This window comes from Roseovarius sp. D0-M9 (assembly GCF_037083805.1).
Classification (GTDB): domain Bacteria; phylum Pseudomonadota; class Alphaproteobacteria; order Rhodobacterales; family Rhodobacteraceae; genus Roseovarius.
On the sequence record NZ_JBAPKZ010000002.1, the window covers coordinates 231,639 to 257,785 of the forward strand.

24 protein-coding genes are annotated in these 26,147 nt (G+C 62.5%); 8 read left to right on the plus strand and 16 right to left on the minus strand.

Going from position 1 to position 26,147, the window contains the following annotated elements; translation table 11 throughout:
* Nucleotides 1–4 precede the first annotated feature (4 nt).
* The 3 genes from V8352_RS02800 to V8352_RS02810 form a co-directional block, all read right to left on the minus strand.
* Nucleotides 5–1,390, minus strand: a complete 1,386-nt coding sequence (locus V8352_RS02800) for a pyruvate dehydrogenase complex E1 component subunit beta (RefSeq protein WP_336422726.1) — start codon at nt 1,388–1,390, stop codon at nt 5–7.
* 12 nt (nt 1,391–1,402) lie between these two features.
* A complete protein-coding gene (gene pdhA / locus V8352_RS02805; RefSeq protein ID WP_336422727.1) occupies nt 1,403–2,413 on the minus strand; it encodes a pyruvate dehydrogenase (acetyl-transferring) E1 component subunit alpha in 1,011 nt (336 codons plus the stop codon).
* Between the two features lie 123 nt (nt 2,414–2,536).
* Nucleotides 2,537–2,836, minus strand: a complete 300-nt coding sequence (locus V8352_RS02810) for an FtsB family cell division protein (protein WP_336422728.1) — start codon at nt 2,834–2,836, stop codon at nt 2,537–2,539.
* Nucleotides 2,837–3,009: 173 nt separating this feature from the next.
* On the opposite strand from V8352_RS02810, the gene V8352_RS02815 reads away from it, so the two are divergent.
* Complete coding sequence (locus tag V8352_RS02815; protein ID WP_336422729.1) at nt 3,010–4,659, plus strand: acyl-CoA dehydrogenase family protein; 1,650 nt, start codon at nt 3,010–3,012, stop codon at nt 4,657–4,659.
* 87 nt (nt 4,660–4,746) lie between these two features.
* Here V8352_RS02815 and V8352_RS02820 read toward each other — a convergent pair whose 3' ends face one another.
* Both V8352_RS02820 and V8352_RS02825 read right to left on the minus strand, forming a co-directional pair.
* A complete protein-coding gene (locus V8352_RS02820; RefSeq protein WP_336422730.1) occupies nt 4,747–5,640 on the minus strand; it encodes a fructose bisphosphate aldolase in 894 nt (297 codons plus the stop codon).
* A gap of 99 nt (nt 5,641–5,739) precedes the next feature.
* Nucleotides 5,740–6,924, minus strand: coding sequence for a phosphoglycerate kinase (locus V8352_RS02825; RefSeq protein WP_336422731.1), 1,185 nt, complete (start codon nt 6,922–6,924; stop codon nt 5,740–5,742).
* Between the two features lie 166 nt (nt 6,925–7,090).
* Between V8352_RS02825 and V8352_RS02830 the strand changes: the two genes are divergently transcribed.
* From V8352_RS02830 to V8352_RS02840, 3 genes are read left to right on the plus strand one after another with little or no spacing between them, the layout of a single operon-like run.
* Nucleotides 7,091–7,597, plus strand: a complete 507-nt coding sequence (locus V8352_RS02830; protein ID WP_336422732.1) for a peptidylprolyl isomerase — start codon at nt 7,091–7,093, stop codon at nt 7,595–7,597.
* Nucleotides 7,590–8,141, plus strand: coding sequence for a peptidylprolyl isomerase (locus tag V8352_RS02835; RefSeq protein WP_336422733.1), 552 nt, complete (start codon nt 7,590–7,592; stop codon nt 8,139–8,141). Before V8352_RS02830 ends, V8352_RS02835 begins: the two co-directional genes overlap by 8 nt.
* 14 nt (nt 8,142–8,155) lie before the next feature.
* Complete coding sequence (locus tag V8352_RS02840; protein ID WP_336422734.1) at nt 8,156–8,944, plus strand: DUF4336 domain-containing protein; 789 nt, start codon at nt 8,156–8,158, stop codon at nt 8,942–8,944.
* Nucleotides 8,945–9,039: 95 nt separating this feature from the next.
* Here the strand turns inward: V8352_RS02840 and V8352_RS02845 are convergent, their stop codons facing one another.
* The 3 genes from V8352_RS02845 to secA all read right to left on the minus strand — a co-directional run bounded on the left by V8352_RS02845 (nt 9,040) and on the right by secA (nt 14,490).
* The gene (locus V8352_RS02845; protein WP_336422735.1) at nt 9,040–10,599 is read right to left on the minus strand and encodes a phosphate ABC transporter substrate-binding/OmpA family protein; all 1,560 of its coding nucleotides are present in this window, start codon (nt 10,597–10,599) and stop codon (nt 9,040–9,042) included.
* 23 nt (nt 10,600–10,622) lie between these two features.
* Entirely contained in the window at nt 10,623–11,639 is a 1,017-nt protein-coding gene (locus V8352_RS02850) for a hypothetical protein (protein WP_336422736.1), read from the minus strand.
* A gap of 130 nt (nt 11,640–11,769) precedes the next feature.
* On the minus strand, nt 11,770–14,490 hold the full coding sequence (gene secA / locus V8352_RS02855) for a preprotein translocase subunit SecA (RefSeq protein WP_336422737.1): 2,721 nt from the start codon (nt 14,488–14,490) through the stop codon (nt 11,770–11,772).
* A gap of 192 nt (nt 14,491–14,682) precedes the next feature.
* On the opposite strand from secA, the gene V8352_RS02860 reads away from it, so the two are divergent.
* The 3 genes from V8352_RS02860 to V8352_RS02870 are packed head-to-tail and all read left to right on the plus strand — an operon-like array spanning nt 14,683 to nt 17,174.
* On the plus strand, nt 14,683–15,543 hold the full coding sequence (locus V8352_RS02860; RefSeq protein ID WP_336422738.1) for a peptidylprolyl isomerase: 861 nt from the start codon (nt 14,683–14,685) through the stop codon (nt 15,541–15,543).
* Between the two features lie 6 nt (nt 15,544–15,549).
* Nucleotides 15,550–16,779, plus strand: a complete 1,230-nt coding sequence (gene argJ, locus V8352_RS02865) for a bifunctional glutamate N-acetyltransferase/amino-acid acetyltransferase ArgJ (protein ID WP_336422739.1) — start codon at nt 15,550–15,552, stop codon at nt 16,777–16,779.
* Nucleotides 16,776–17,174 carry a (deoxy)nucleoside triphosphate pyrophosphohydrolase gene (locus tag V8352_RS02870; protein WP_336422740.1) on the plus strand — a complete coding sequence of 133 codons (399 nt, stop codon included), beginning with the start codon at nt 16,776–16,778 and terminating at the stop codon, nt 17,172–17,174. The genes argJ and V8352_RS02870 overlap by 4 nt, the downstream gene beginning before the upstream one ends.
* A 64-nt stretch (nt 17,175–17,238) precedes the next feature.
* On the opposite strand, the gene infB is transcribed toward V8352_RS02870, so the two are convergent.
* From infB to pip, 5 genes are all read right to left on the minus strand, one after another.
* A complete protein-coding gene (gene infB / locus V8352_RS02875; protein WP_336422741.1) occupies nt 17,239–19,734 on the minus strand; it encodes a translation initiation factor IF-2 in 2,496 nt (831 codons plus the stop codon).
* Entirely contained in the window at nt 19,731–20,363 is a 633-nt protein-coding gene (locus V8352_RS02880) for an RNA-binding protein (RefSeq protein WP_336422788.1), read from the minus strand. The genes infB and V8352_RS02880 overlap by 4 nt, the downstream gene beginning before the upstream one ends.
* Before the next feature lie 23 nt (nt 20,364–20,386).
* On the minus strand, nt 20,387–21,997 hold the full coding sequence (gene nusA / locus V8352_RS02885; protein ID WP_336422742.1) for a transcription termination factor NusA: 1,611 nt from the start codon (nt 21,995–21,997) through the stop codon (nt 20,387–20,389).
* A 5-nt stretch (nt 21,998–22,002) separates the two neighbouring features.
* On the minus strand, nt 22,003–22,608 hold the full coding sequence (gene rimP, locus V8352_RS02890) for a ribosome maturation factor RimP (RefSeq protein WP_336422743.1): 606 nt from the start codon (nt 22,606–22,608) through the stop codon (nt 22,003–22,005).
* Between the two features lie 186 nt (nt 22,609–22,794).
* Entirely contained in the window at nt 22,795–23,766 is a 972-nt protein-coding gene (gene pip / locus V8352_RS02895; protein ID WP_336422744.1) for a prolyl aminopeptidase, read from the minus strand.
* A 79-nt stretch (nt 23,767–23,845) separates the two neighbouring features.
* On the opposite strand from pip, the gene ubiG reads away from it, so the two are divergent.
* Nucleotides 23,846–24,592, plus strand: a complete 747-nt coding sequence (gene ubiG / locus V8352_RS02900) for a bifunctional 2-polyprenyl-6-hydroxyphenol methylase/3-demethylubiquinol 3-O-methyltransferase UbiG (protein WP_336422745.1) — start codon at nt 23,846–23,848, stop codon at nt 24,590–24,592.
* Between the two features lie 24 nt (nt 24,593–24,616).
* On the opposite strand, the gene V8352_RS02905 is transcribed toward ubiG, so the two are convergent.
* From V8352_RS02905 to grxC, 3 genes are read right to left on the minus strand one after another with little or no spacing between them, the layout of a single operon-like run.
* Nucleotides 24,617–25,063, minus strand: coding sequence for a MarR family winged helix-turn-helix transcriptional regulator (locus V8352_RS02905; protein WP_336422746.1), 447 nt, complete (start codon nt 25,061–25,063; stop codon nt 24,617–24,619).
* Nucleotides 25,063–25,893, minus strand: coding sequence for a carbon-nitrogen hydrolase family protein (locus V8352_RS02910; protein ID WP_336422747.1), 831 nt, complete (start codon nt 25,891–25,893; stop codon nt 25,063–25,065). The genes V8352_RS02905 and V8352_RS02910 overlap by 1 nt, the downstream gene beginning before the upstream one ends.
* Nucleotides 25,890–26,147 carry a glutaredoxin 3 gene (gene grxC, locus V8352_RS02915; protein ID WP_336422748.1) on the minus strand — a complete coding sequence of 86 codons (258 nt, stop codon included), beginning with the start codon at nt 26,145–26,147 and terminating at the stop codon, nt 25,890–25,892. The genes V8352_RS02910 and grxC overlap by 4 nt, the downstream gene beginning before the upstream one ends.

The following is a 26,147-nucleotide window of genomic DNA, read 5'->3' on the forward strand; positions in this document are numbered from 1 at the left end:
CTCCTTACCGGTAGGTCACTTTATGCACCGCGTCCAAGACCTCCTTGGTCGAGGTCAGGGCAAGCTTTTCGAGGTTAGCGGCGTAGGGCATGGGCACGTCCTTGCCAAGGCAGTTGATGATCGGCGCGTCCAGATAGTCGAACGCGCGTTCCATGATGACCGCCGACAGGTGGTTGCCGATGGACGCCACCGGGAAGCCTTCTTCGACGGTCACGCAGCGGTTGGTCTTTTGCACCGAGGCAATCACGCTGTCGTAGTCAATGGGGCGGAGCGTGCGCAGGTCGATGACCTCGGCTGAAATACCGTCCTCGGCCAGCTTTTCGGCCGCCTCCATCGCATAGGTCATCCCGATGCCAAAACTGACGATCGTCACATCGGTGCCTTCGCGCCAGATGCGCGCCTTGCCGAACGGAACAGTGTAATCCTCGATCACCGGCACATCAAAGGACTTGCCATAGAGGATTTCGTTTTCGAGGAAGACGACCGGGTTGGGGTCACGAATGGCGGTTTTCAGCAGGCCCTTGGCATCGGAGGCCGAATAGGGCTGCACCACCTTGAGGCCCGGAATATGCGCATACCATGCCGCGTAATCCTGACTGTGCTGCGCGCCCACGCGGGCGGCGGCGCCGTTGGGGCCACGGAATACGATGGGACAGCCCATCTGCCCGCCCGACATATAGAGGGTCTTGGCCGCCGAGTTGATGATCTGGTCAATCGCCTGCATGGCAAAGTTCCACGTCATGAACTCGACAATCGGGCGCAAGCCGCCCATTGCCGCGCCCACACCGATCCCGGCAAAGCCATGTTCCGTGATCGGTGTGTCAATCACGCGCTTGGCACCGAATTCGTCCAGAAGGTTCTGAGTGATCTTGTAGGCGCCCTGATACTCGGCCACCTCCTCGCCCATGATGAAGACTTCCTTGTCGCGGCGCATTTCCTCGGCCATCGCCTCGTTCAGCGCCTCGCGGACAGTCTGCTTCTTGGTCTCGGTTCCGTCGGGCCAATCAGGTGTGCGGTCGGGCTCGGGCGCCTTGGCCTGCGCGGGAACGGCCTTGGGCGCGTCCGATTTGGGGGCCTCCTTGGACTCTTTTGGCTCTTCCTTCGGCGTCTCGGCCTCGGAGGTATCACCGATATCATCGGCGCTCTCGCCTTCCTCCAGAAGCACGGCGATGGCGGTGTTCACCTTGACGCCTTCCGTGCCGGCATCGATCAGGATCTTGCCGATCGTGCCCTCGTCGACGGCCTCGAATTCCATCGTGGCCTTGTCCGTCTCGATCTCGGCAAGGATATCGCCTGAGGCGACGGTGTCGCCCTCCTTGACCAGCCACTTGGCCAGTGTGCCCTCTTCCATCGTGGGGCTGAGGGCGGGCATGAGAATTTCTGTTGGCATATGCGTGGCTCCTCAGGCTTTCTGCGGGACTTCGGCGGCGTAGACATCGGTCCACAGCTCGGCTTCGTCCGGCTCGGGGCTGTCCTTGGCGAACTCGGCCGAGGCGTTGACGACCTTCTTGATCTCCTTGTCGATGGATTTCAGGTCTTCCTCGGTCGCGTGCTTGCCGGTCAGCAGCAATTCGCGGACATGCTCGATGCAGTCCTTCTCGTCTCGCATCTTGTTCACCTCGTCGCGGGTCCGGTATTTCGCCGGGTCCGACATCGAGTGGCCACGATAGCGATATGTCATGATCTCCAGGATGTACGGCCCCTTGCCTGCGCGGCAATGCGCAACAGCCTTCTCGCCGGCTTCCTTGACAGTCAGCACGTCCATGCCATCGACCGCCTCGCCGGGGATGCCAAAGGCTTCGCCCCGCTTGAACAGCTCCGGCGAGGAGGTAGAGCGCTTTTGCGCCGTGCCCATCGCATATTGATTGTTCTCGATGACAAAGACGACCGGCAGATCCCACAGCTTGGCCATGTTGAACGTCTCGTAGACCTGCCCCTGATTGGCGGCGCCATCGCCGAAATAGGTAAAGGTCACGCGATCATTCTCACGATACTTGTCCGAGAAGGCGAGGCCCGCACCCAAGGGCACATTCGCGCCAACGATACCGTGCCCGCCGTAGAAATGCTTTTCCTTGGAAAACATGTGCATCGAGCCGCCCTTGCCGCGACTGTATCCGCCCTCGCGGCCCGTCAGCTCGGCCATGACGCCGTTGGGGTCCATGCCGCACGCCAGCATGTGGCCGTGGTCGCGGTAGGTGGTGATGCGCTTGTCGCCTTCCTCGGCCGCGGCCTCCAGACCGACGACGACAGCCTCTTGGCCGATGTAGAGGTGACAGAAACCCCCGATAAGACCCATGCCGTAGAGTTGACCCGCCTTCTCCTCGAATCGACGGATCAAAAGCATATCGTGATAATACGCCTTCAGCTCTTCCGCCGAGGCGTTTGATTTGCTTGCTTTCTTCTGGACAGCCATCAGCAGGTATCCCCTTGGTTGGCGCGTGGGTCGCATATAGTTTAACGCTAAACTATACCCGGCACAAACGGTTGCGTCTTACCCGTGACGATAAGCGCGTGCCAGCCCAAGTGGCAAGTCAGATCAACGAATGACGATTTCGTCCCCGCGCAGCAGCCCGATGACCGAGCGCGCCTGCTCGTCCAGAAGATCCAAGTCGAGGTAGGTATCGGACAGGCGCAGCGTGAGGTTTTCCATCACGGCGATTTCGGCATTCAACGTATCGAGCTGCGCTTGCAGCTCACTCGCCTCGGCCTCGATCGTCGCACGGCTGAAGAGGCCGTAATCCCCCTGCACCGCGGCAAAGGTGAAATACGTGCCCAGCGCGAACGCGATCACGAAATAGACGAAAACGCCCACAGGGGGCTTCTTGCGATGGATCACCGGTCTTGCCTCATTTCTTGTCTTGGCTTCGGGCCTCTAAGCGGGCTTTAGCGCACACTGCCACAGTGGTGCCGGCTTTGGAATCATATTTCTCGCCCGCAGCGATGCTGCGCGCTTGGCGTTGCAATCTTGTGGCAGCCTCGCCTAAATGCACCCGTTAGAGGAGAGCCATCATGTCCAATGCCCGCAATGATACATCCGGCCTCCTTTCTGGCCCCCATCATGAGACGGATACACACGCTGTGGCAAACCAGCCTGCGGCGCGCGGTGATCTGAACCTCTGGGAGGGGGACGTGGCCCTGCGCGACCACGCGTTCGGCGGCGATGGGGACCACATCGCACTCTATGGCCGCAAGATGGGGCGGGCCGCACTGCGCGAGACCGGACAGGAGGCGCATCACAATGCCCCGACATTGCGCCTCTTCGATGCGGGCGGGCGCCGGCTGGACGAGGTGGCGTATCACCCCGCTTACCGCGAGCTGATGCAGGCGGGCCTTGGCGCCGGCTATGCCGCCCTGCCGTGGGAAGGGGCCGACGGCGGCCATTCAACCCATGCGGCAATGGTCTATGTCACCGCGCAGGTCGAGCCGGGGATCTGCTGCCCCATGACAATGACTTATGCCGCCATTCCCGCCCTGCGCGCCGCACCGGCGCTTTTCGATGAATGGGTGCCAAAGCTGACAGCACGTCTTTATGATCCTGCGATCAAACCATTGGCGCAGAAGGCGGCGGCGACCATGGGCATGGCGCTGACTGAAAAACAGGGTGGCACCGACCTGACCGGATCCACTACGCAGGCGGTGCGCGAGGGTGAGACCTATCGGCTGCGCGGACACAAATGGTTTTGCTCCGCGCCGATGTCGGATGGTCTGATCACTCTGGCGCAGACACCCGGCGGATTGACCGCCTTTCTCGTCCCCCGGTGGCTGGAGGGCACGCGCAACGCGGTGCATATCCAGCGCCTCAAGGATGGTCTCGGAAATCGCTCATGCGGCGTGGCCGAGATCGAATTCGCCGATGCCATCGCCTATCCGCTGGGCGATGAGGGCGAGGGCCTTCGCCATGTGCAGGACATGATCCATCACACGCGCCTCGATGCGGGCGCGGCGCCTGCGGGCCTCATGCGCGCAGCCCTTGGCGCGGCGCATCACTGGTGCAGCCACCGCAGCATCGGCGAGGCACAGCTGATCGACCAGCCCTTGATGCAAAGCGTCCTGACCGATCTGGCGCTGGACTGGGAGGGCGCATTGGCTCTCTCCCTGACCGTGGCGCGCGCCTTCGATGAGGGCAGCGAGCATGGCCGCGCGTTTTCCCGTTTGGGCGCTGCATTGGCCAAATACCTGAACACCAAGCTCTGCCCGCCGCTTGTCACCGAAGCGATGGAGTGCATGGGCGGAATGAGCTTTGCCGAGGAGTCCGGCGTGCCGATGATCTACCGAGAAGCGTCATCGAGCGGCGTTTGGGAGGGGCCCGGCAATGTCCTGTGCCTCGAAATCGTCCGCACGCTGCGCGAGGTGCCGTTGGCTGGCGAAGTTCTGAGCGACGCACTGGGCGCGGTGAGTGGCGAGTATCGCCGGTATGATGCCGCACTGCGCGCGCATATGGGACGGTTTCCGCGCCTATCGGATGAAGGGCAGGCACGCTGGTATGCCGACAGCCTCGCCACCCTGCTGACCGCGTCGATCCTGATCCGCCAAGCGCCGCCTGCGGTCGCCGATGCCTATATCGCCACCCGCCTGACAGGCGAGCGGGGGCGCACGACCGGCGCGATCTCGGGCGTGGACACGGCCGCCATCCTCGCGCGACTGGGCGAGAACGCCTGAAGCGTCGGGCGTGCGAACAGACGGATCCCCAAAAGAGATTTTGCGCTCCGCGCGGGGGATATTTTCAGCAAGAAGAAAAGGGCGCGCTTATCCTGCTATGGAGGCCGCGTGAATGCGGTCGATCGTCTCGCCGATCGTCTTGTTGAACTCTGCATCGGATTGATCCGCAGACAGCCCCTCTGTCAGGGCTCGGCTGAAGCTTGCGATGACGCCCGTGTTTTGTGCCAAGCGGCGGTTTGCCTCATCGCGGCTGTATCCGCCCGACAAGGCAACGACGCGCATGACCGCGGGGTGCTGCGTCAGCGCGTGATAATGGTTGGCGGTCTCGGGCAGCGTCAGCTTCAGCATCACCTCGGTGCCGCCGGGCAGCGCATCCAGATGCCGCTTGAGCGTCTCCAGCAACAGGGCCTCGGCTTCGGCCTTGTCCTCGATCGTGATCGTCACCTCGGATTCGATAATCGGGATGAGGCCGTGACCAAGGATCTGCTTGCCGACCTCGAACTGTTGCGCAACGACCGCCTCGATACCGTCAGGCGATGCCGCGTCGATGACCGAGCGCATCTTGGTGCCGAAAACGTCTGCGGCCACAGCGCGTTCGCAAAGTGCGTCCAGATCGGGGATCGGCTTCATCAGGCGCACGCCGTTCGCCGCATCTTCCAATCCCTTGTCGACCTTTAGAAAGGGAACGATACCGCGCTCTTGCCAAAGGTACTGCGCCGATGGCTTGCCACCCATGTTGCGGTCCATCGTCATCTCGAAGAGGATCGCGCCGATCACCTTGTCACCGTTGAAATCGGGCGCTTGGGCGATGCGCGCGCGCATCGCATGGATCATGTCGAACATCTGATCGTCGCCGTCATACGCCGTTTCGGGCACGCCGTATTGCGCCAGCGCCTTGGGGGTCGATCCGCCGGACTGGTCCAGTGCCGCAACAAAGCCGTTTCCGGCGCGAATCTTGTCAGCTTTGGCTGCGTTGGACATGTATCGGCTCCGCTCTTCTGAAATTCTTGGGTCGATGCGCTTTTAGGTCAGCACGCGCACGCTTGCAATTGTGGTCGCGCTAACGCGCCTTGATGCCTGTCAGGGCTTGAGCGCCGCAACCCCCGGCAGATCCTTGCCTTCCATCCACTCAAGGAAGGCGCCCCCGGCTGTCGAAATGTAGGTGAAATCATCGGCAGCCCCCGCGCGGTTCAGCGCAGCGATGGTATCGCCGCCCCCCGCGACAGAGATCAGATCGCCCGAGCGCGTGCGCCCGGCCGCGTGGCGGGCGGCGGCGTTGGTCGCGGCATCGAAGGGCGCGATTTCAAACGCGCCGAGCGGGCCGTTCCAGATCAGGGTTCTGGCTTGGTCCAGTGCCTGCGCCACCCGCGCTACGCTTTGCGGACCCGCATCGAGGATCATCGCATCATCGGGGCATAGATGCACCGCCAGTGTCTCGTTCTCGGCATTCTCGGTGAACTCGCGTGCGACGACGATATCCGCAGGCAGGATGATCTCGCACCCCTCTGCGGCGGCCTTGGTCATGATCTCGCGCGCGGTGGCGGCCATGTCATGCTCGCAAAGCGATTTGCCCACGTGCAGGCCCTGCGCGGCAAGAAACGTGTTGGCCATGCCGCCCCCGATCACGAGGCTGTCGACCTTTTCCACGAGGTTGCTCAGCAGATCCAGCTTGGTCGAAACCTTGGCGCCGCCAACAACGGCCACAACGGGGCGCTTGGGACGGCTCAGCGCCGCCTCCAACGCCTCAAGCTCTGCCTGCATCTGGCGGCCGGCACAGGAGGGCAGGAGATGCGCAATGCCAGCGGTGCTGGCATGTGCGCGATGCGCGGCGGAGAATGCATCGTTACAATAGATATCGCCCAGCGCGGCAAGGCGCGCGGCGAACTCCGGATCGTTCGCCTCTTCGCCCGGATAAAAGCGGATGTTCTCGAGCAGCAGCACCTCGGCGGCAGCAGCCTCGGCGGTGAGATTCTCGGCGCCGTCCAGCGTTTCGATCAGGCGGACGCTGTGCCCCAGCGCCGCCTCAAGCGCGGGCAACACGATGCGCAGCGACAAATCCAGCACCACCTTGCCCTTGGGTCGGCCGAAATGCGCGATCAACACGGGGCGGCCCCCTTTGGCCAGAATATCCTCGACCGTCGGCACGATACGCTCGATCCGGGTGGCATCGGTGACGCGCCCGTCGTCGACGGGCACGTTGATGTCGACACGCACCAACACGCGCTTGCCGTTCAGATCCATATCGTCGAGGGTTTTCCAGCTCATTTCGCTCTCCTTGGCCCCGGTGTCGTCCACGTTGCGCCCCTCTTGGCGCGGCCCGGCGCAGGCGTCAAGGCGGCTTGGCAGACCGCTCGCCAGACGGCCCGCTTGGCAAGGCGGGCATGAGCGCCTAGATAACGGTGCAACGCATCGCAAAACAGGAGGCCCACCCATGGCCGAGATCAAAGACCCCGAAAACACCATCCTGATCGAGCTCAAGGACGGCACCGTCGCGATCGAGCTTCTGCCCGACGTGGCACCCGGCCATGCGACCCGGATGAAAGAGCTCGCACGTAGCGGCGCCTATGACAACGTGGCGTTCCACCGGGTGATCGACGGCTTCATGGCGCAGACGGGCGACGTGCAGAACGCCAACATGGAAAAGGATTACAACCCGCGCGCCGCCGGCACCGGTGCAAGCGATCTGCCCAACCTCAAGGCCGAGTTCTCCAAGATCCCGCATGACCGCGGCACACTGGGTGCGGCGCGCAGCGCCAATCCCGACAGCGCGAACAGCCAGTTCTTCATCAATTTCAAGGATAACCATTTCCTGAACGGCCAATACACCGTCTATGGCCGCGTCATTCAGGGGATGGATCTGGTCGACAACATCACCAAGGGCGAGCCGCCCGCGAACCCCGACCGGATGATCAGCGTCAAGGTGGCCGCAGATGCGTAATATTCTCGCGGCCCTGCTGATCGCCGCTGGCGCGCCCGCGCTGGCCACCGGTCTGGAAATCGACATCGAAGGAGAGGCGAACGGCACCGTCACCATCGACCTCTTCGAGGATGTCGCGCCTGCCCATGTCGAACAGATCACCACATTGGCCGAACAGGGCGCCTATGACGGGGTTGTCTTTCACCGCGTGATCGACGGTTTCATGGCGCAAACTGGTGATGTCGAATTCGGCAAGCTTGAAGGTGGCAATATGCGCGCCGCCGGATCTGGCTCCAGCGATCTTCCAGACCTCGAGGCCGAGTTTTCAAGCGAGCCCTTCGAGGCGGGCGTGATCGGCATGGCCCGCAGCCAGAGCCCCGACAGCGCCAATAGCCAGTTCTTCATCATGTTCGACGCCGGGCCCCACCTCAACGGCCAATATACGGTTGTCGGCAAGGTGACGAACGGTATGGACGTGGTGAACGCGATCAAACGCGGCACAGGCGGCAATGGTGCCGTGGTCGGCCAGCCTGACGTGATGACCGCCGTGCGCGTTACCGACTGATCTTGGCCAGGCACATGCACGCCGCGGGCTATGAGCCGCTCAATACGCTCAAGCCCGTGGCGGATAACATCTGGATCATCGACGCCGAGGGGCGATGGCTCTTGGGGATGCCCTATCCGGCGCGATGCACGGTCATCCGGCTCCAAAGCGGCGCTTTGTGGATCCACGCACCAACAGCGCTTACGGATGAGCTCAAGGCAGAACTTGATGCACTCGGCCCAGTTGCCCATCTGATCGCCGCCGATCTGGCATCATGCGCCCACGTCCCGGAGTGGCAGCGCGATTATCCGGCCGCGCTGGTTCACGCCCTGCCCGGCATAGCGCAACGTGCGTCGAAGGCAGGCACGCCCATCGCGCGCTCCCATGAGCTTACCGAAGATGCGCCCGCTGCATGGGCAGGAGATATAGACCTAACCATCGCCCAAGGCAGCGGCGACCACGGCGAGGCGGCCTTCCTGCACCGCGCGTCGAGCACGCTGATCGTTGCCAATCTGATCGAGGCGGTCGAAACCGCCATGCTGCCCGCTTGGGCGCGTCCCCTGATCTGGCTTGCGGGAATAGACGATGCAGATGGCAAGATGCGCATCGACAGGCGCATGCGCTATTCAAAGGCGCCACTCGCCGAAGCGCTCGAACGGATGATCGCGTGGGAGCCTCGGCGCCTGATCCTCACCCATGGTAGGTGGTACGATCGCGATGCGGTCGGCCAGTTGCGCCGCGCCTTTCGGCGCACTCTGCGCGACCGGGAATGGACTGCGGCCATGGATCGGATCGAGGCCGACCGCGCCCGCAAGAGGCGCTGAACGGCTCTCAGTCAACCTCGCCCTATGGGGCTTCTCTTGGTAAAATTACCCATTTCCCATAGGCCGCGAGGCGCAGCATGCAGGTTCGGCGGGTGTCAGCGTATCCAGACTTCCACGCGGCGGTTGGCGCGGCGACCCCACTCGCTGTCATCGCAGGCCATCGGCATCGCCTCACCGAACGCATCGATGTCCAGCTTCAGCCGATCCAGTTCCGCCGTCTCGGCGGCGCGAATGACCGCATCGCGCACGGCGTCGGCACGGCGCAGCGCAATCACGCGGTTTGCACTTGCCACGCCTTCCCCATCTGAAAATCCCACGAACAGCAGTTGGCGCCCATCGTAGAACCCGCTTTCCAGCGCTCGGGCAAGGCTTTCGATGTTTGCGCGCGATTGTGCGTCCAGCCGGGCCGAGCCCGGCTCAAAGCGGAAGGTTGTCGTCAGGCGCTTCAACGGGCTGAGCACGCGCACCATGCGCTGCAAATCCTTCAGGCCGATTTCCTCGCCTGCGCGCAGAACCGCGTTTGCAAATCTGTCGCCCTGATCGTCGATCGCGATCTCTTCTGGCAACTGATCGACAAAACCAGCGCGCCGGATCACCAGCTGGGCGGCAGGCTCACGGGTGAAGGCGAGAAATTCGCGCATCAGCTTGGGCAGGCGCCGGGCAGGCAGGTAAAGGAACATTGGCGCCGTCAGCGGATAATCCTCGGTCTTGACCGCACGGCGCGTGGCCGTCATGCCAAATCCGCAATCGCCAGTCAGGGCCAACTCGAATGTCAGGCCCTTTTCCGACCGGCTGCCGACGCCCAGCGCAAAGGGATCTTGCGCGACGCCGTGGGCAAGGGCCTCGCCGTCGAGATGGCGGATCGCATCCTCGACAAACCCTTGCGCCCCACCGCGCAGCATCTGGCGCTCGGTCGATTGGCCAAGGCCGGTCGTGCTGTCATGCAGATGAACCGCGATGGGCGCATCGGGGCCGCCCAGCCCGACCCAATCGGTGATCTCGCCCGACAACACCTTTGCCAGTTCGGGCGTCGTGATCGTGGTAACGGGATTGCCTGCTGACACCAGCGGCACGAGCGCATCGAGCGCCAGGACGCGGCTGCGCCGCGTATCGCGCAGATCCCCCAGCCCGACCTCACGGCCGCGAATAGCCTCATCGCGGGTGACTTCGCGCAGCGACATCGCCATGTCCGCCTCGCCTGCCAGCAAATCGGCAAAGCCCTCGTCGGTATTCGTCAGGCGCAAGTGAAAGCGCCCGCGCGCCTCGTCAGTCTCGGGGTCCGACAGGGTATAGGTGAACGCGATGTCCGAGGTATTGTCGCGCGACAGGTCCATCCCCTGACGCAGGGCAAACGCCTCGATCAGCGCCGGCATCAGGACGCGGCCTATGGTCGGCGCGCCCGACAGCGTCGCCTCGGCCACGAAGGCGCTCAGGTTGGGGCACCCCGGCCCCTCGCAGAGGACGCCCGAGCCATCTACCGTCAGCTCACCATAGATGGAATCGACGCGGTAGAACTCACCATCAAAGCCCAAAAGGTCCCCGGTGATCGTCACGTCGCCGTCCCGCGAGGTCAGCGTTACGTCCTGCGCCATCGCCGGCACGGCCGCCAGACAAGGAAAAAGTGCGGCGAAGATCGCCGCACGTAGCTGTGTCATCAGGTCGTCCTTGATCCGGCGTGTCAGTTGCGCGCAATCGTGATGTCATTCAGCAAATTTTTCAACACCAGAAAATCACCGACCGCGTCGCAATCCGGGATCATCAGCGTCACATTCTGCACGTTCAGCGCGCCATTCGCCTGCACCTGCAAGGCTTGCGCCTCGATATCGCGGTTGCAATTGGCCTCGGTCACCTCGGCCTCGAGGCTCAGGTCGATATCACCGTCACGGCCTGCCAGCTCGCTGGGAAACGTATAGACCTCCGCCATCAGCGCCTCGGGCTTCGCGGCGTCGCCCAAGCGGGTCAGAAAGCCACGACTGCCATCTGCGGCAGCGGCGACATCACGGGCGGCACCGGCCCAAACGTGCCCTGCGTCCTCGTAGCCCGCTCCAAATTCCAGCGCATGAAGCTGCATGCCGCTGGCGCCCTGCCATTGCACTGCGACGCGTTGATAATACTCCAGGCTCTCGACTTCGGCAGAGGCAACGGCGCTATCACCATTGGCAAAGGCCGCAATAAAGGAAGCTTTCCGCGACAGCGCAGGAACCAGCATGCTGGCATGACCGCCATCATCCGTCACTTCGGTAAACATCATGCCGTTGTGATGCAGGGTAAACCGCTCGCCCGGCGCGCAAGGGGCGTCGAGCGACAAGGAGACCATCGCACCCGGCGCCACGTTGGCCTTCAGCGCATAGTCACAGCCAAGGCTAGGCGCAGGTTCTTCGCTGGGAAGGGCATCGACCAAAGTCTGCGCCGGTTCACCGTTCAGCGCGGCCTCACGCGGGGCGGGGGGCACGGCTAGCGGGCTTGGAGTGGGCGCCGTTGCGGGCAGCACGGGGACGGCGGATGTCAGGGTAATCGACGACAGCTCCAGCGCGCCATTATGCACCGCGCCTTGCGCCTTTCCCAAGGTGGGCGCCGGGGTGGCGGCATCCTGCGCCACAGGTGCGCCGGCGCTGCGGGACTGCATGAAATGACCGGCGCCCAGCGCCAATGCCAGCGTTCCGCATCCCAGTGCGATCATCCTCATCTTTTGCATACCCTACCTCCACACGCCTGAAAAACTTCTGGTCGTGCTGATACGCTAGCAATGGAAAAGGGCGCCCATATGGCGCGGACGCGGAGTCATTCGGGCCGCACCAAGGCGGCCCGGTGACTTTTATGCCAGATCAGGTAAGGCGTCCGTGGCAATGCTTGAACTTCTCGCCCGACCCGCAAGGGCAGGCCGTATTGCGGCCCGGATTGCCCCACGTGGTGGGATCATTCTCGTCAAATCCTTCAATCGCGGCCTCGGCGGGGCGTGCAGCCTTCTCGTCTCCATCATCTTGAGGTTTCGCAGCGTCGGTCTGAGCCTTGAGCGCGGCGCGCTCTTCCATCATCTTTTTCAGCATCTGCTGCTGATCTGCCTCCGAAACGGGCTGCACCTGGCTCAGTTTCTGGGTCACATCCTGACGCAGACTGTCCAGCATCGATTCAAATAGCGAAAATGCCTCGTTCTTGTATTCGTTCAGCGGATCGCGCTGCGCATACCCGCGAAAGCCGACAACGCTGCGCAGATGCTCAAGGGTCAGAAGGTGCTCGCGCCACTTGGCGTCGATGGTCTGAAGCAGCAACTGCTTTTCGACCATGCGCATGTTGGTGGCCCCGAAGGCAACGGCCTTTTTCGCCATCATTTCGTTCGCGTTCTTCTCTATGCGCTCGCTGATGTCCTCGTCGTCGACACCTTCCTCGTCCGCCCATGCCTGCACGGGCAGGTCCATGTTCAGCTGCTCGATGATGGCGTCGTGCATGCCCTCCATGTCCCATTGATCGGCATAGGTCTTGGGCGGCATGTATTGATCGACCAGATCGTCGATCACCTCGCCGCGCATGTCCTTGATGATCTCGCTCAGATCATCAGCCCGCATGATATCGAGGCGCTGCTTGAAGATCACCTTGCGCTGTTCGTTCATCACGTCATCGAACTTGAGCAGCTGCTTGCGGATGTCGAAGTTGCGCCCCTCGACCTTGGCTTGCGCACGTTCGAGCGATTTGTTCACCCATGGGTGGATGATCGCCTCGTCCTCTTTCATGCCGAGGCCCGCCAGCACCTTTTCCAACCGCTCCGAGCCGAAAATTCGCATCAGGTCGTCGTCCAGTGACAAGAAGAACGAAGATTGCCCCGGATCACCCTGACGGCCCGAACGGCCACGCAGCTGGTTGTCGATGCGGCGGCTCTCGTGACGCTCGGTCGCGAGGACAAAGAGGCCACCCGCATCCTTGACTGCCTGCTCTTCGGATTTGTGACCTTCTTCGATCCGCGCGCGGATCTCGGCGGGATCGCCCTCGGGATCGGCCTGAATGGCCTCCATGATCTTGAGGTCGATGTTGCCGCCCAGTTTGATGTCGGTGCCGCGGCCCGCCATGTTGGTTGCAATCGTCACCGCGCCCAGCTTGCCCGCGTCGCCGACGATCTGCGCCTCTTTCTCGTGCTGGCGCGCGTTGAGGACGTTATGTTCGACGCCCGCGTCGGTCAGCATCTGGCTGAGCATCTCGGATTTCTCGATCGAAGTGGTGCCCACCAGCGTCGGCTGCCCCTTGGCGTTCGCTTCCTTGATCTCTTCGATGACGGCCTTGTATTTTTCGGCGGTGGTCCGAAACACCGCGTCATCCTTGTCGATGCGGGCGATGGGCTGGTTGGTGGGCACGGCCACCACGCCAAGGCCATAGATTTCGGCAAATTCTGCCGCCTCGGTCATCGCGGTGCCGGTCATGCCCGACAGTTTGTTGTAAAGGCGGAAGTAGTTCTGGAATGTGACCTGCGCCAGCGTCACGTTCTCGGGTTGGATCTTGGCACCTTCCTTGGCCTCGATCGCCTGGTGCAAACCATCCGAGAGGCGACGACCGGACATCATGCGCCCGGTGAATTCGTCGATCAGCACGATTTCCTTGTCACGGACGATGTAATCCTTGTCCTTCTGGAACAGCTTGTGCGCGCGCAGGCCCTGATTGACATGGTGAACGATGGTCGTGCTTTCGGGGTCATATAGCGATTGATCCTCGGGCAGGATCTCGCGCTCGACCAGAAGCGTTTCGAGAAATTCGCTGCCCTCGTCCGTGAAGGTGACGCCGCGTGTCTTCTCATCGACCGTGTAATGCTCTTCGCGCAGTTCGGGGATCAGCTTGTCGATGGCGATATAGAGATCGCTGCGGTCCTGCGCCGGGCCCGAGATGATCAGTGGCGTGCGCGCCTCGTCGATCAGGATGCTGTCGACCTCGTCCACGATGGCATAGTTGTGACCACGCTGGTTCATTTGGCTCAGCTCGGACTTCATGTTGTCGCGCAGGTAATCAAAGCCCAGCTCGTTGTTCGTGGCGTAAGTCACGTCGCAGGCGTAGGCGCGCTGCTTTTCATCTTCGGGCTGGTTCGGATAGACGACACCGGTGGTCATGCCGAGCGCGGAGAAGACGGAACCCATCCATTCGGCGTCTCGCTTGGCGAGGTAATCGTTGACAGTGACGATATGAACGCCCTCGCCGCCCAGCGCATTCAGATAGGCAGGCAGCGTGGCAACCAGCGTCTTGCCCTCGCCGGTCTTCATCTCGGAAATGTTACCTTGGTGCAGGAATATCCCGCCCATCAGCTGCACATCAAATGCCCGCAGTCCCAGCGCGCGGCGCGCCGCCTCGCGGCAGTTCGCAAATGCCTCGGGCAAGAGTTGATCGAGGGTTTCGCCTTTTTGCAGGCGGCCGCGCAGATCATTGGTCTTGGCGATGATGCCCGCATCATCCAACGCTTCGATTTCGGGCTCGAGCGCGTTGATCTTGTCGATCAGTGAGCGCGTCGCCTTGACCTTGCGGTCGTTCGGCGTGCCAAAGACCTTACGGGCGACCGTTCCAATACCCAGCATGTTCAATACGTTCCCGTCTTGTCATTTCTTGTGTCAGGCAATGCCTTGTCCCGTTTACATTGCACCCCTATGTCGAGAAGGGTATCAGCGGGATATGCCTTTATTCAAAGGCGATGTAAGCGCCCGCTGTCTTGGTGTCAACGTTGCGCACCCCGCGCAGCCCGACCGCACGCAACTATGAAGGAACGTCCAATGCTCGACCGTATCAAACCGATTGCCACCTGCGCCATGTTGATGGGGGCACTCGGCACCGCGCCGGTTCTCGCACAGGATGACGCGCCCAGCGCCGATACTGTCGTCGCCACGGTGGACGGCACAGACATCACGCTGGGTCATATGCTGATCCTGCGCGCGGGCCTGCCCGAACAGTTTCAGCAGGTGCCCGCCGATGTGCTGTTTCCCGGCATCCTCGACCAGCTGATCCAGCAGACGCTGCTGGCGGATGCGCATGAGGGCGACCTGCCCCGCCGCGCCGCCTTGGCCCTCGAAAACGAGCGCCGCGCGCTGATTGCCGCCGAAGAAATGGCCACCGTCGCAGAGGCCGCAGTCACCGATGAGGCCGTGCAAGCCTATTTCGACGAGAACTACGTCGGCGGCGAGTCCGTCACCGAATACAATGCGGCCCATATCCTCGTCGAAACCGAGGAAGAGGCGCAGGCCCTCGTCGAAGAGGCAAGGGGCGATGCCGACTTCGCGGCGCTTGCCGAAGAGCATTCGACCGGGCCGTCGGGCCCCTCTGGAGGCGAGCTTGGCTGGTTCAGCGAAGGCATGATGGTCGAGCCCTTCTATAATGCCGTCGAAGGCATGGAAGCGGGCGCGATCAGCGATCCGGTCCAAACGGAGTTTGGCTGGCATGTCATCAAGCTGGTTGAGACGCGCGCCAAGGACACCCCCAAGCTGGAGGATGTAAGTGACGAAATCGCCGAGACGCTGCGGCAGGAGGCGATTGCCCAGAAGGTGAGCGAACTGGAGGAGGCAGGTGACGTCGATCGCGCGACAGGCGATGAGATGGATCCCGAGTTGCTGAACCAGATGAACCTTCTGGAAGAGTAACCAAACGTGGCCACGATCAGCTCCGTCTCGCCACTGGCGCCCGCCGCATTTCCGGACCTCCCCGTGATCGAGGGGGTCCGCTTTGCCAGCATCGCCGCCGGTGTGCGCTATGAGGGGCGCACTGATGTAATGCTGGCGCATCTTGCGCCGGGCAGCACGGTGGCGGGGGTGTTTACCCGCTCGGCCACGCGCTCTGCGCCCGTTCTGGACTGCCAGTCCAAGATCGGGCGCAGCGGCGAGGAGGGTGCGGCCATCATCGTGAATTCCGGCAACTCCAATGCCTTCACCGGTGCGCGCGGCGTCGAGTCGGTGCGCGCCGTCACCGGCGCGGTGGCACAGATGCTTGGCCTTCCCGATCACCGCGTCTTTTCCTCCTCGACAGGGGTCATCGGCGAGCCGATGAAACACGAGCGCATCGTCGACGTGTTGGAAACGCTGAACGAGACACTGGATGCCGAGGGCATCTCGGACGCGGCCCGTGCGATCATGACCACCGACACCTTTCCCAAGGGTTCGGCCACCGAGGTCGAGATGGATGGCAAGACCGTGCACATCGCCGGGATCGCCAAGGGATCTGGCATGATCGAGCCTGATATGGGCACGATGCTCGTCTATATCTTTACCGATGCCGTCGTGCCGCAGCCGGTCTTGCAATCAATGGTGTCGGCGCTGAACCGCACCACGTTCAATTGCATCACCGTCGACAGCGATACATCGACATCGGACACGCTGCTGGTGGGTGCGACCGGCGCATCGGGCGCCATAGTGACCGAACATTCCATAGGCTTCATGGAAGGGTTGCGCCGCGTCATGCTGGACCTTGCACAGCAGGTGGTGCGCGATGGCGAGGGTGCGACCAAGCTGGTCGAAATTTCCGTCACGGGCGCTGCCAGTGACGCCGACGCGCATCGACACGCCAAATCCATCGCCAATTCCCCGCTGGTCAAGACAGCCATCGCGGGCGAGGACGCCAATTGGGGCCGCGTCGTGATGGCGGTGGGCAAGTCCGGCGCCCGCGCCGACCGAGATACGCTATCCATCTGGTTTGGTGATCTCAAGGTCGCCGAGAATGGCTGGGTCAGCCCGACATACGATGAGGCGGCGGCATCAGCTTACATGAAAAATCAGGAATTGATCATTCATGTCGATCTGGGTCTCGGCGGCGGCACCGCCCGCGTCTGGACATGCGATCTGACCCATGGATACATCGATATCAACGCAGACTACCGTTCGTGAAGGTGGTCCTTGTCTCGGCTGTCGCGCTGATCGACGTCGATGGCCGTGTCCTTTTGGCCCAGCGGCCCGAGGGCAAGTCCATGGCGGGCCTGTGGGAGTTTCCGGGCGGCAAGGTCGAACCGGACGAAACGCCCGAGGCCGCGCTGATTCGCGAACTGCAAGAGGAGCTGGGCATCGACACATGGGCCAGTTGCCTCGCGCCGCTGACCTTCGCCAGCCACAGCTATGAGGGCTTCCACCTGCTGATGCCGCTCTTTGCGTGCCGCAAATGGGATGGCATCCCGCAGGCGCAAGAGGGGCAGACGCTGAAGTGGGTGCGCCCCAATCAACTGCGCGACTACCCGATGCCGCCTGCGGATATCCCCTTGATTCCGATCCTGCGCGACTGGCTGTAGGCAGACCTCAACGCAAAAAGGGCGCCCCGGTGGGACGCCCTTTTTTTGATAATTAAGGCTTGTCTCAGTCCAGAGTGCGGACGATTTCTTCGCGTTCGAAGATCTCGATGACGTCATCGGGACGGATGTCCTCATAGCGCTCGAACGCCATGCCGCATTCCTGACCCGACTGGACCTCGGGCACTTCATCCTTGAAGCGCTTGAGCGTCTTGAGAGTGCCCTCGTGGATCACGACATCGTCGCGCAGCAGGCGCACACCAGCCGAGCGGCGTGCAACACCTTCGGTAACGAGGCAGCCCGCAACCTTGCCGACGCCCGTGACCTTGAACACTTCCAGGATCTTGGCGTAGCCAATGAACTTCTCGCGGATCTCGTTGCCCAGAAGGCCCGATGCCGCGGCCTTGATGTCGTCCACAAGGTCGTAGATCACCGAATAATAGCGGATCTCGACACCCTTTTGGTTGGCACTCTGGCGCGCAGGCGCATTGGCCCGGACGTTGAAGCCGATGACAGGGGCGCCCGACGCTTCGGCAAGGCCGATGTCGCTTTCGGTGATGGCGCCGACACCCGAATGAAGGACGCGCACGCGCACCTCTTCGTTGCCGATCTTTTCCATCGCCTGAACAATCGCCTCGGCAGAGCCTTGGACGTCCGCTTTCACGAGGATCGGCAGCTCTGCCACGTTCTCGTTCTGCTTGGCCTGCGCCATCATCTGGTCCAGCGTCACGGCAGCACCGGCTGCGGCGCGCTTTTCCTTGGCCGCGTTGGCACGGTATTCCGCGATCTCGCGCGCCTGCGCCTCGGTGCCGACAACGTTCAGAACGTCGCCCGCCTCGGGCGTGCCATTAAGGCCCAGAACCTCGACCGGAACGGAGGGGCCGGCCTCCTTGATCCTGTCACCATGATCGTTGATCAGCGCGCGGACCTTGCCGAACTGCTGCCCGACGACAAAGATATCGCCAGTGCGCAGCGTGCCCTTCTGAATGAGGACGGTGGCAACGGGGCCACGGCCCACGTCCAGCTTTGCCTCGATCACGGCACCTTCCGCAGCGCGGTTGGGGTTCGCCTTCAGCTCGAGGATCTCGGCCTGAAGCGCGATCGCCTCAAGCAGCTCATCAAGTCCCTGACCGGTCGTGGCGCTCACCTCGACGTCCTGCACGTCACCCGACATCGCCTCGACGACGACCTCGTGCTGAAGCAGATCCGTGCGCACCTTTTGCGGGTTCGCCTCGTATTTGTCGATCTTGTTGATCGCCACGATCATCGGAACCTTGGCGGCCTTGGCGTGATTGATCGCCTCGATGGTCTGCGGCATCACCGCATCATCGGCAGCAACCACAAGCACGACGATATCCGTCACATGGGCACCGCGCGAGCGCATCGACGTGAACGCCGCGTGACCGGGCGTATCGAGGAACGACAGAACCGAGCCATTGGCCGTCGTCACCTGATAGGCGCCGATGTGCTGCGTGATGCCGCCAGCCTCGCCGGATTGAACCTTGGCGTTGCGGATGGCGTCCAGCAGCGATGTCTTGCCGTGGTCGACGTGGCCCATGATCGTGATGACCGGAGGGCGCGAGCGCATGTCTTCTTCTTTTTCATCAACCTGGGCGATGACATCCTCCACATCCGCATCAGAGACGCGAACGACACGGTGGCCGAACTCTTCGATGATCAGCTCCGCAGTGTCGGCGTCGATTGCCTGATTTTGCGTGACCATCATGTCGTTTTGCATCAGCGCCTTGACGACATCGCCAACACGCTCTGCCATACGCTGGGCCAGCTCGGCCACGACGATGGTCTCGGGAAGCTGCACGTCGCGGATGATCTTTTCACGCTCTTGCGTGCCGCCCATTGCCTTTTGACGATTGCGCTCTTGTTTGCGCTTCATCGCGGCCATGGATTTCTGGCGACCACCTTCGCCGCCCGACAGCGCCTGATTCAGCGTCAACTTGCCCGAGCGGCGGTTATCGTCGCCCATGCCCTTGCCCTTGGAGGGGCGCTTTTGCTCAGCGTCGCGATCCTGGCTCTTGCGGGGTGCGCTCGACGGAGCGGCACCGCGCGGCGCAGAGCGCGCGCCTTCCGGCTCGTTCGTCGCAGCAGGAGCGGCGGCTTGCTTGGCGGCGTCTGCCGCGGCTTTGCGCTGACGCTCGTCTTCGACTTCCTTGGCTTTGAGGGCCTCGACGCGCTCTTGCTCTTCGCGCTCCTTGGCCTCGGCGTCGTCGCGACGGCGCTGACGCTCTTCTTCGCGCTGTTTTTCTTCGGCTTCACGGCGCGCGGCGTCTTCGCCTTCCCGCGCCTTGGCAGCCTGAAGCGCCTTCATCCGGCGTTCCATCTCGGCGTCGGAAATGCCAGCGGGTCGCTTGGAGGGATCCCCGATGGGCGCGGGTTTGCCAGCGCCGCCCATGTTGCCGGCGCCCGGCTTGGGCACGACAACGCGCTTGCGCTTGGTTTCCACCACGACGTTCTTGGTCCGCCCATGGCTGAAGCTCTGCTTCACGCTGCCCCCACGGGGACCGCCACGAACACCCAATGTCTTCTTTCCGTCGTTGTCGCTCATCTGGTCTTCTTTCCTTTCCGATGGCCGTTGCCATCGTCCGAAACGCGCAGGCCCTTCAGCCTTGCCGCCTCCTCTACAACACGTTGCGTCAAACCGCCAGCGGACAGTGCCGCATGGATCGTCGTTTGTCGCCCAAAGGCCTGACCCAGTTCATCGGCGGTCAACCATCCGATGAATGAGCCGAAATGCGGCGTGCTGAGCTTGGATTTCCCGCGCTCTGACCCGTCGCTGGCCTGTATCAATACTTCGGCCTCTTCTTTGTCGAGGCTGCTCTTGACCTTCTCGTAGCCCGACACGGCGCGGCCACCCTTGCGTGCGAGGCTGATCAGGTTGACCACCCGCTGCGCCAGCAGGCTTTCGACCCAATCCGTAAGCGCTTCGGGCACCTGAACCGGCTGTTTGGCGGCGCGGGCAAAAAGGCCCTTGGTCGCCGCCTTTTCGAGTGCGGCGCGATCTGCCGCCACCCAGATGCCCCGACCCGGCAGTTTTTCCATCAGATCAGGGGCGATTTCGCCTTCCGGTCCGATGACAAAACGGATCAGGCCGTATTTTGGTTGCACCTCGCCTGTGGCGATGCATTTGCGCTCTGGACCGTCTTCCCGGTCTTTGGGTTGCCCGCCGCGTCCCATAAGGTGCATTCCGAGGCCTGCGATCAGGCCTCGGCCTCCTCTTCTGCTGCGTCCTCATCGGCATCGCCGCTCAGCTCGGCCGGATCGACCCAGCCCAGAAGGACGCGGGCAGTCATAACCATATTCTGCGCTTCCTCAAGCGATACGTCAAAGGGCTCGAGCAGGCCATCATCCTTGATGCGCTCACCGTCCTGCACAGTCCAGCCGCCTGCCAGTTCCCAATCGGCACAGGTCGCAAAATCCTCAAGCGTCTTGACGCCATCTTCGGCCAGCGCCAGCACCATCTGGGGCGTCAGCCCCTCGAATTCAACCAGGCTGTCTTCGACACCCAGTTCGCGCGCCTTGTCCATCGCCTCCTTGGCCTTGGCCTCGAGGATGTCGCGGGCGCGGGCCTGCAATTCGCCGGCGGTGTCTTCGTCCACGCCGTCGATCACCAACAGCTCGTCCAGCTCGACATATGCGACCTCTTCCAGATTGGTGAACCCTTCGGAAACCAGCAGCTGAGCAAAGAATTCATCCAGATCCAGCGCGGCCATGAAGAGGCCGGTGCGCTCTTCGAATTCCTTCTGGCGGCGCTCGCTGTCCTCGGCTTCGGTCATGATGTCGATGTCCAGACCGGTCAGCTGGCTGGCAAGGCGCACGTTCTGGCCCCGGCGGCCGATGGCAAGGCTCAGCTGCTCTTCGGGGACGACCACGTCGATCTTGCCGGCTTCCTCGTCCAGAACGACCTTCGAGACTTCGGCCGGCTGAAGCGCGTTGACGAGGAACGTGGGCTGGTCGTCATTCCACGGAATGATGTCGATCTTTTCGCCCTGAAGCTCGTTCACGACGGCCTGAACGCGGCTGCCGCGCATACCGACGCAAGCGCCGACCGGGTCGATACTGCTGTCATAGCTGATGACGGCAATCTTGGCACGGCTGCCCGGATCGCGGGCAACGGCCTTGATCTCGATGATGCCGTCATAGATCTCGGGCACTTCCATCTTGAACAGCTCGGCCATGAATTCGGGTGCGGTGCGGCTGAGGAAGATCTGCGGGCCGCGCTGCTCGCGGCGCACGTCCTTGATGTAGCAGCGGATGCGGTCGTTGGGGCGATACGCCTCGCGGCCGATCTTCTCGTTGCGGCGCAGGATGGCTTCACCGCGCCCCACGTCGACGATGACGTTGCCATACTCTTCGCGCTTGACCAGACCGTTGATGATGGTCCCGGCGCGGTCCTTGAATTCCTCGAACTGGCGGTCCCGCTCGGCTTCGCGCACCTTTTGCAGAATCACCTGCTTGGCCGATTGTGCGGCGATGCGGCCCATCTCGACGGGAGGCACTTCCTCGATGAACTCGTCACCGATCTTGGGATCGTCCAGATATTGCTTGGCCTGATCGACGGTGAACTCGGCCTGATAGTTTTCGACCTCGTCATCGGCAACGACGGTACGCACACGGGTAAACGTGGCGCGGCCCGTCTTGCGGTCGATGCTGACGCGGATGTCCATTTCAGCGCCGTAGCGCGATTTGGCGGCGCGCGAGAGCGATTCCTCCATCGCCTCGACCACCAGACCGGGGTCGATCATCTTTTCGCGTGCGACGGCCTCGGCAGTCTGCAACAGCTCAAGCTGGTTTGCGGATGTAATTGCCATGGATTTCAGTCCTCCTCAGAACCGGTATCAGTCTGGATTTCGTCAAATTCGTTTTCGTTGATTTCGCCAGTGCCGTTCAGCGTTCCCGCTGCCTTGCGCTGGCGCAGCATTTCGCGGATCAGCTCGTCCGTCAGGACCAGCTTGGCATCGGCCAGCCAGTCGAATTCCAGGCCGATAGTAATCGTCTCGGCGCCTTCCTCGACATTGATCAGCACCTCCGTGCCCTCGACGCCCGCCAGCATCCCCTTGAACCGTTTGCGCCCGTCAATCAGCTCATTCGTCTCGATCTTGGCCTCATAGCCCTCGAATGCCTCGAAATCCTTGAGCCGCGTCAGGGGCCGGTCGATACCGGGGCTGCTGACCTCGAGCGTGTAGGGATCGGTCAACGGATCCTCGACATCCAATGTGGCGCTGACCGCGGTCGAAACCTTGGCACATTCATCCACCTCGATACCGCCATCGGGACGGTCCACCATGATCTGCAAGGTGTGATACTTTCCACCCATCAGACGCACGCGCACCAGTTCCAGCCCCAGATCCTCGATCACCGGAGTGATGATCTCGGCCATGCGGCGGTCGATGGCGGCTTTGGCGATAAGGTCGTTGTTCATGAGTCTCAGGTCAGTCTTTCAGGCAACAGTCGTGCTGGCAGCGATCAGGCAAGCACAAAAAAACGGGCGCGCGGCCCGTTGAATTATCCGGTGGGACACTTCGGTGTGGACCCGATGCGCGCCGCTATTGAGAGGCATATAGCGACAGACGTGGCGGGATGCAAGTGGCATCGCCCGCGCTGGCGTTTATCCCCGCCGCATCGCGTCCATGATGCGGACCAGTTCGGCGCTGATTCCCGGCTCGGACAGGGCGTGGCCGGCAACGGGGATCATGTGCAGTTGGCAGCCATGCCATGCTGTCGACAAGGCGTGGGCGGTGGCGGGCGGGCAGATCATGTCGTAGCGCCCTTGGACGATCGTGCCGGGCACATTTCGCAGCCGGTCCACGTTATCCATGATCCAGCCGTCATGCTCCAAAAAGCCCGCGTTGATGAAGTAGTGATTCTCGAGCCGGGCAAAGGCGCGCGCATAATCAGGGGGGCCATCGCCGCCCTGCCCGGTGGAGCGCACGGTGGCAAGCGCGTTTTCCCAGCCGCTCCACGCCTTGGCATGCAGCACCTCCTCGGCGTGATTTCCCGAAAAGAGCCGCTTGTGATAGGCGACGATCATATCCCCCCGCTCGTCCTCCGGGATCAACGCCTCGAAGCGCGCCCATGTTTCGGGCCAGAATCGCCCGGCGCCACCGCCATAGAACCAGTCAAGCTCGCTCTGGGTCATGGTAAAGACGCCGCGCAGGACCACATGACTGCAGCGCTCGGGGTGCGTGATTCCATAGATCAGCGCCAGCGTCGCGCCCCAGCTGCCGCCAAAAACGATCCAGCGGTCGATTTCGAGTGTGCGGCGGATCAACTCTATGTCATCGACGAGATGCCATGTCGTGTTGGCCTCGACCGAGGCGTGCGGCGTGGACCGGCCGCACCCGCGCTGATCGAATAGGATGACGCGATAGGTTTCGGGGTCGAAATACCGGCGCATTCCGGGGCTGCATCCGCCGCCCGGCCCGCCGTGGAACACTACGACAGGGATGCCGCCCGGCTTGCCCGACTGCTCGACATAGACCTTGTGTCCGTCGCCCACATCCAGCATCCGGCGGTCCCACGGCTCGACCGGGGGATAAAGATACTGAACAGCGCTTTTTTCTCCCGAGATTTTATCCATGACCGCCCTATGTTATGCGCAGCCTATAGAGGCGACATGCGAGGTGCATTACCCTCAATGGAACATACGGGAGAGCGGAATGCAAAGGGCAGCATCCACGATTGACGACGCCGAAGTGGCCAAGTTTCAGGCAATGGCCGAAGAATGGTGGGATCCCACCGGCAAGTTCAAGCCGTTGCACATGATGAATCCCTGCCGCCTCGATTACATCACCCGCCAGATCGCCGCCGAGTTCGAGCGCGACCTGCGCGATGATACGCCCTTTGCCGGGCTGCGCATCCTGGATATCGGCTGCGGGGGCGGCCTTCTGGCCGAGCCGATGGCCCGGCTGGGCGCCGAGGTGGTCGGCGCCGACGCGGCCGAGCGCAATATTCCCGTGGCGCGCCTGCACGCCGAGCAGTCCGGCCTTGCCATCGACTATCGCCACACCACGGCCGAGGCGATGGCCGAGGCAGGCGAGCAATTCGACGCGGTGCTGAACATGGAAGTGGTTGAGCATGTGGCCGATCCGCTGGCGTATCTGACCGCCTGCCGTGATCTTTTGACACCCGGCGGCCTGCAAATCTGCTCAACCCTGAACCGCAATCCGAAAAGCTATGTTATGGCCATCATCGGAGCCGAGCAGGTGATGCGCTGGCTGCCCAAGGGCACGCATGACTGGAACAAATTCATCACGCCAGACGAGCTATACGATCTGCTGACCCAAGCCGGGCTCGAGCCGGTGGATCGCAAGGGGTTCGTCTTCAATCCGATCAGCTGGAATTGGTCGATCTCCGACCGGGATCTGAGCGTCAATTACGTGACGGCCAGCCGCAGACCGGCTTGAAGCGCCGCGCCTTCGGCTGACGCTTCAGTCTTCCGGCTCGAGCCTGGCGCGCAGACTGCGCAGGACGGGCAGTGTCGCGCGCACACGTGCATCGCCCAACTCGGTCACGACCTCGGAAATCAGCGGCGTGATCGACGCCACCGCCACGTCGCGCGCCTTGCGGCCAGCCGGGCTGATCGACACGCGCTTGCGCCGGGCATCGTCCCAATCGGGCCGGATATGGACGTATCCGGCCCACTCCAGCTTGTGCAGGGTGTTGGTCATGGCGCCGCGCGTGACGTGGAAATTCTTGGCCAGCTCTGCCGGGCTCCGCTCCACCCCAGCCCGAGCCAGATGGTTCAACACGGAGAAATGCGAAATCTCCATACCCTTGGGCAGCACACGGCTCAGCTGATTGCGGATCAGCTGGTCGTTCGTCAGGATCTCGCTGAAAAGCGCAACGGCCAGGGCATTGGTGGGCGTGTCGTCCATCAGGGTCCACCGAATTCGGGATCATGCAACAGCGCCGGGATGCGCTGGCGTGCTTGTGCCACTTCGGCCATGTCCAGATCAACGTAAATCACGCCTTGGCCTGCGCCCCCATCGGCCAAGACCTCGCCCCAGGGCGAAACGGCAAGGCTATGGCCATAAGTCTGGCGCGGTTTGCCCGCGCGGGCGGCATGCGTGCCCGATTGCGCCGGAGCAAGGATGTAGGCGCCCGTCTCGATCGCGCGGGCGCGCAGCAGGACATGCCAATGCGCGGCGCCAGTGACAGGAGAAAACGCCGATGGGACGGTCAGGATCTGTGCGCCCCGTTGCGCGAGATGTCGATAGAGTTGCGGGAAACGCACATCGTAGCAGATGGTCATGCCGATCATACCCAGTTCGGTGGGCGCCAGAACGGCCTGCGCGCCGGGACGATACCCCGCAGACTCACGATAGCTTTCCTGCGCGCTGATGGTCACGTCGAACATGTGGATCTTGTCGTAACGCGCCACAATTGCACCGTCCGGCCCGATCAGGAACGAACGATTGGCAAAGCGTCCATCGGCGTCCCCGGTCTTGAGCGCGAGCGAGCCGACCTGAATCCAGATGCGAAGCCGCGCAGCCAATGCGCGCAAGGCGGCAAGCGTTTTGTCATCCACTTCATGCGCCAGCACCTCTATCTGATGCGCGCGGTCGGCGGATACGCAATTGGTCACTTCGGGCGTCAGGATGAACGCAGCATCGTCCTTCGCCGCCTGCTCGATCAGCGCGGTCGTGCGGAGAAGATTCGCGGCAGGATCATCGCTGCTGCATAGCTGGATGAGCGCGGCTTTCATCCCGCCAGAAGCGCGTCCAGCTTGCCTGCCCGCTCCAACGCAAAGAGTTCGTCACAGCCGCCGACATGCGTGTCCCCGACGAAAATCTGCGGCACGGTGCGCCCACCATTGGCGCGCTGGGTCATCTCGGACTTGCGCTCGGGCTGCCGCGCGACGTCAATCTCGGAAAAGTTGACGCCCTTTTGCGACAAAAGGCGCTTGGCGGCGGTGCAGAAACCGCAAAGCGGAGAGGTGTAGATATCGACAGTGGCCAT

Coding starts and splice junctions, on each gene's coding strand:
- V8352_RS02800 (WP_336422726.1), bottom strand. CDS start 1,390: ATGCCAACAGAAATTCTCATGCCCGCCCTCAGCCCCACGATGGAAGAG.
- pdhA (WP_336422727.1), bottom strand. CDS start 2,413: ATGGCTGTCCAGAAGAAAGCAAGCAAATCAAACGCCTCGGCGGAAGAG.
- V8352_RS02815 (WP_336422729.1), top strand. CDS start 3,010: ATGTCCAATGCCCGCAATGATACATCCGGCCTCCTTTCTGGCCCCCAT.
- V8352_RS02820 (WP_336422730.1), bottom strand. CDS start 5,640: ATGTCCAACGCAGCCAAAGCTGACAAGATTCGCGCCGGAAACGGCTTT.
- V8352_RS02825 (WP_336422731.1), bottom strand. CDS start 6,924: ATGAGCTGGAAAACCCTCGACGATATGGATCTGAACGGCAAGCGCGTG.
- V8352_RS02830 (WP_336422732.1), top strand. CDS start 7,091: ATGGCCGAGATCAAAGACCCCGAAAACACCATCCTGATCGAGCTCAAG.
- V8352_RS02835 (WP_336422733.1), top strand. CDS start 7,590: ATGCGTAATATTCTCGCGGCCCTGCTGATCGCCGCTGGCGCGCCCGCG.
- V8352_RS02840 (WP_336422734.1), top strand. CDS start 8,156: ATGCACGCCGCGGGCTATGAGCCGCTCAATACGCTCAAGCCCGTGGCG.
- V8352_RS02845 (WP_336422735.1), bottom strand. CDS start 10,599: ATGACACAGCTACGTGCGGCGATCTTCGCCGCACTTTTTCCTTGTCTG.
- V8352_RS02850 (WP_336422736.1), bottom strand. CDS start 11,639: ATGCAAAAGATGAGGATGATCGCACTGGGATGCGGAACGCTGGCATTG.
- secA (WP_336422737.1), bottom strand. CDS start 14,490: ATGCTGGGTATTGGAACGGTCGCCCGTAAGGTCTTTGGCACGCCGAAC.
- V8352_RS02860 (WP_336422738.1), top strand. CDS start 14,683: ATGCTCGACCGTATCAAACCGATTGCCACCTGCGCCATGTTGATGGGG.
- infB (WP_336422741.1), bottom strand. CDS start 19,734: ATGAGCGACAACGACGGAAAGAAGACATTGGGTGTTCGTGGCGGTCCC.
- V8352_RS02880 (WP_336422788.1), bottom strand. CDS start 20,363: ATGGGACGCGGCGGGCAACCCAAAGACCGGGAAGACGGTCCAGAGCGC.
- nusA (WP_336422742.1), bottom strand. CDS start 21,997: ATGGCAATTACATCCGCAAACCAGCTTGAGCTGTTGCAGACTGCCGAG.
- rimP (WP_336422743.1), bottom strand. CDS start 22,608: ATGAACAACGACCTTATCGCCAAAGCCGCCATCGACCGCCGCATGGCC.
- pip (WP_336422744.1), bottom strand. CDS start 23,766: ATGGATAAAATCTCGGGAGAAAAAAGCGCTGTTCAGTATCTTTATCCC.
- ubiG (WP_336422745.1), top strand. CDS start 23,846: ATGCAAAGGGCAGCATCCACGATTGACGACGCCGAAGTGGCCAAGTTT.
- V8352_RS02905 (WP_336422746.1), bottom strand. CDS start 25,063: ATGGACGACACGCCCACCAATGCCCTGGCCGTTGCGCTTTTCAGCGAG.
- V8352_RS02910 (WP_336422747.1), bottom strand. CDS start 25,893: ATGAAAGCCGCGCTCATCCAGCTATGCAGCAGCGATGATCCTGCCGCG.
- grxC (WP_336422748.1), bottom strand. CDS start 26,147: ATGGCCACTGTCGATATCTACACCTCTCCGCTTTGCGGTTTCTGCACC.